1 tRNA gene, 1 rRNA gene and 1 other annotated feature (1 of these 3 running past the window's edge) are annotated in these 4731 nt (G+C 55.9%); both genes read left to right on the forward strand.

Annotated features, from left to right (window positions below):
- Positions 1–54: 54 nt before the first annotated feature.
- A 16S ribosomal RNA gene (locus E4P24_RS08930) occupies positions 55–1527 on the forward strand.
- 97 nt (positions 1528–1624) lie between these two features.
- Positions 1625–1696: transfer RNA gene (locus tag E4P24_RS08935), tRNA-Ala, on the forward strand.
- A gap of 217 nt (positions 1697–1913) precedes the next feature.
- Positions 1914–4731: a sequence feature (mutual gap in cmsearch alignment for this rRNA model is longer than 100), on the forward strand; it runs 274 nt beyond the window's last position.

The raw sequence follows: 4731 nt of genomic DNA on the forward strand, positions 1-4731 counted from the left end.
ACGCTGCCATTCACCCGCCAACACCCCGCGACCAGGTTTAAATGGTCGCGACCCATTCCGGTTGATCCTGCCGGAGGTCATTGCTATTGGGGTCCGATTTAGCCATGCTAGTTGCACGAGTTCATACTCGTGGCGAAAAGCTCAGTAACACGTGGCCAAACTACCCTACAGAGAACGATAACCTCGGGAAACTGAGGCTAATAGTTCATACGGGAGTCATGCTGGAATGCCGACTCCCCGAAACGCTCAGGCGCTGTAGGATGTGGCTGCGGCCGATTAGGTAGACGGTGGGGTAACGGCCCACCGTGCCGATAATCGGTACGGGTTGTGAGAGCAAGAGCCCGGAGACGGAATCTGAGACAAGATTCCGGGCCCTACGGGGCGCAGCAGGCGCGAAACCTTTACACTGCACGCAAGTGCGATAAGGGGACCCCAAGTGCGAGGGCATATAGTCCTCGCTTTTCACGACTGTAAGGCGGTCGTGGAATAAGAGCTGGGCAAGACCGGTGCCAGCCGCCGCGGTAATACCGGCAGCTCAAGTGATGACCGATATTATTGGGCCTAAAGCGTCCGTAGCCGGCCACGAAGGTTCATCGGGAAATCCGCCAGCTCAACTGGCGGGCGTCCGGTGAAAACCACGTGGCTTGGGACCGGAAGGCTCGAGGGGTACGTCCGGGGTAGGAGTGAAATCCCGTAATCCTGGACGGACCACCGATGGCGAAAGCACCTCGAGAAGACGGATCCGACGGTGAGGGACGAAAGCTAGGGTCTCGAACCGGATTAGATACCCGGGTAGTCCTAGCTGTAAACGATGCTCGCTAGGTGTGACACAGGCTACGAGCCTGTGTTGTGCCGTAGGGAAGCCGAGAAGCGAGCCGCCTGGGAAGTACGTCCGCAAGGATGAAACTTAAAGGAATTGGCGGGGGAGCACTACAACCGGAGGAGCCTGCGGTTTAATTGGACTCAACGCCGGACATCTCACCAGCTCCGACTACAGTGATGACGATCAGGTTGATGACCTTATCACGACGCTGTAGAGAGGAGGTGCATGGCCGCCGTCAGCTCGTACCGTGAGGCGTCCTGTTAAGTCAGGCAACGAGCGAGACCCGCACTTCTAATTGCCAGCAGCAGTTTCGACTGGCTGGGTACATTAGAAGGACTGCCGCTGCTAAAGCGGAGGAAGGAACGGGCAACGGTAGGTCAGTATGCCCCGAATGAGCTGGGCTACACGCGGGCTACAATGGTCGAGACAATGGGTTGCTATCTCGAAAGAGAACGCTAATCTCCTAAACTCGATCGTAGTTCGGATTGAGGGCTGAAACTCGCCCTCATGAAGCTGGATTCGGTAGTAATCGCATTTCAATAGAGTGCGGTGAATACGTCCCTGCTCCTTGCACACACCGCCCGTCAAAGCACCCGAGTGAGGTCCGGATGAGGCCACCACACGGTGGTCGAATCTGGGCTTCGCAAGGGGGCTTAAGTCGTAACAAGGTAGCCGTAGGGGAATCTGCGGCTGGATCACCTCCTAACGACCGAGACCACCCCGACGGGGTGGCTCACACGCGATCTTCCGAGTTCACCAATGACACCCGTTCGGACACCTTAGAACTACTAGGGCTAACACGGGCCCATAGCTCAGTGGTAGAGTGCCTCCTTTGCAAGGAGGATGCCCAGGGTTCGAATCCCTGTGGGTCCATGGTAAGCAGTACTCCACTCCGAAACGATCGTGCCCCTTAAGTGTGGCAAGACGTTTCGACTGAATGGATACTGACGACAGATGCACCATCCCGCGCAAGCGAGGTTGGGAAGGGTCGAAAATTCGCCTCGGGTCGTCACCGAGGGGATTTGATGAAACCGTGTGTACGTGCAATCCAGGCGTCCACTGGACCCGTTCTCCGGGTCACAGTGACTATATCAACTGGCTACTGTGCCAGCTGGTGGATAGCTCGGCTCGAGAGCCGATGACGGACGTGCCAAGCTGCGATAAGCCTCAGGGACCCGCATGGAGGGAAAGAACTGAGGATCTCCGAATGGGAATCCCCACGCAATTGCCTCGCGCAATGGGGAACGTTCCGAATTGAAACATCTTAGTAGGAACAGGAAAAGAAAGCAATCCGCGATGTCGTTAGTAACGGCGAGTGAACGCGATACAGTCCAAACCGAAGCCTTCGGGCAATGTGGTGTACGGACTACCCATAACGGACCTGGATCTTATGTGAAGTCTCCTGGAACGGAGCGTGATACAGGGTGAAAACCCCGTAACATAAGAACCAGATCCCGGGGTTGTTCCAGAATAGCGGGGGTTGGATATCCCTCGTGAATTTCGCAGGCATCAACTGCGAAGACTAAACACTCCTCGAGACCGATAGCGAACAAGTAGCGTGAGCGAACGCTGAAAAGCACCCCGAACAGGGCGGTGCAATAGGGCTTGAAATCAGTTGGCGATAGAGCGACGTGGCATACAAGGTCACTCGACGAATGAACTGGGAGCGATCCCGTAGTAAGACTCGAGTGAAGCCGATGTTACGTCGTGCGTTTTGAAAAACGAACCATGGAGTGCATCTGACTGGCGAGTCTAAGGGGTGAACCCCCGGAGGCATAGGGAAACCGATACGGCCGCAGTCTTTGACCAGGGCCACCGTCTTCAAGGGCGGGGAGCCAACCGGATGCGACCCGAAACCAAGTGATCTACGCCGGAGCAGGGCGAAGCGTGGCGAAAGCTGCGTGGAGGCCCGTTAGAGTTGGTGTCCTACAATACCCTCTCGTGACTCTGGTGTAGGGGTGAAAGGCCCATCGAACTTGGCAACAGCTGGTTCCAACCGAAACATGTCGAAGCATGACCTCTGATGAGATAGTTCGTGAGGTAGAGCGACCGATTGGGAATCCGGACTCCGAGAGGAGTTCGCTTCCCTGTCAAACTCCGAACTTACGAACGTCGTAGACTCAGGGAGTCCGGTGTGCGGGGTAAGCTTGTGCACCGTGAGGGAGACAACCCAGAGCCAGGTTAAGGACCCAAAGTGTGGATTAAGTGTGATTGAAGATTGTCTCGAGCCCTAAACAGCCGGGAGGTGAGCTTAGAAGCAGCTACCCTCTAAGAATAGCGTAACAGCTTACCGGCCGAGGTTCGAGGCGTCGAAAATGATCGGGACTCAAATCCACCTCCGAGACCTGGCGGCGTGTCACACGACACGATTCCGTAGGTTGGCATACTGCATGGGTGGAAGCACGGGTGAGAACTCGTGTGGACCGTGCAGCAACGAAAATCATGGTCTCAGTAGCAGCGAGAGTCGGGTGTGAACCCCGACGGCCTTACGCGCAAGGGTTCCTCGGCACTGTCAATCAGCCGAGGGTTAGTCGATCCTAAGTCTAACCGTAATTCGAATTAGATGAAAGGGAAACTGGTTAATATTCCAGTACCTTCTTGCACCAAACGTCGACGCTTTAGGAAACACCGAGCGGGGCCTTCGCCCCGTCGAATCACCGAAATTCGTGGAAGCCGTAACGGCACGAAGCGAACGAATGGTGAGATAGGGAAACTCGGCGGTACCTAGAGCCCGTGAAAAGACAAGCAAGAAGCTCGTACCGAGATCCGACACAGGTGCGCTGGCAGAGCAAGCCAAGGCCTGTCGGGATCAACCGACGTTAGGGAATTCGGCAAGTTAGTCCCGTAAGTTCGCGATAAGGGATGCCTGCTCTTGACCGAGCAGGTCGCAGTGACTCGGACGCTCCGACTGTCTAGTAACAACATAGGTGACCGCAAATCCGCAAGGACTCGTACGGTCACTGAATCCTGCCCAGTGCGGGTATCTGAACACCTAGTACAATAGGACGAAGGACCCGTCAACGGCGGGGGTAACTATGACCCTCTTAAGGTAGCGTAGTACCTTGCCGCTTCAGTAGCGGCTTGCATGAATGGATCAACGAGAGCGTCACTGTCCCAACGTTGGGCCCGGTGAACAGTACGTTCCAGTGCGGAGTCTGGAGACCCCCAAGGGGAAGCGAAGACCCTATAGAGCTTTACTGCAGGCTGTCGCTGAGACGTGGTCGCTAATGTGCAGCATAGGTAGGAGCCATTACACAGGTACCCGCGCCAGCGGGCCACCGAGGCAGCATTGAAATACTACCCGTTAGTGACTGCGACTCTCACTCCTGGCGGAGGACACCGGTAGCCGGGCAGTTTGACTGGGGCGGTACGCGCTCGAAAAGATATCGAGCGCGCCCAAAGATTTCCTCACGCGAGTCGGGAACTCGTGGAAGAGCGCAAGAGCAAACGGAAGTCTGACAGTGACATTCCCAACGAGTGTCGCTGACGCGAAAGCGTGGTCTAGCGAACCTACGAGGTTCATTCATGGGACCCGTAGATGACAGAAAAGCTACCTTAGGGATAACAGAGTCGTCACCGGCAAGAGCACATATCGACCCGGTGGCTTGCTACCTCGATGTCGGTTCCCTCCATCCTGCCTGTGCAGAAGCAGGCAAGGGTGAGGTTGTTCGCCTATTAAAGGAGGTCGTGAGCTGGGTTTAGACCGTCGTGAGACAGGTCGGCTGCTATCTATTGGGGGTGTTAAGGAACTTGACGTGAACGTTCGTATAGTACGAGAGGAACTACGAATGGGTGCCACTGGTGTACCGGTTGTCCGAGAGGGCAGATGCCGGGCAGCTACGCACCACGGGGTAAGAGCTGAACGCATCTAAGCTCGAAACCCACACGGAAAAGAAGTTCCACTGAGG

Origin of the sequence: Haloferax sp. AS1 (genome assembly GCF_014530665.1) — an archaeon.
In the GTDB taxonomy this organism is placed as follows: Archaea; Halobacteriota; Halobacteria; order Halobacteriales; family Haloferacaceae; genus Haloferax; species Haloferax volcanii.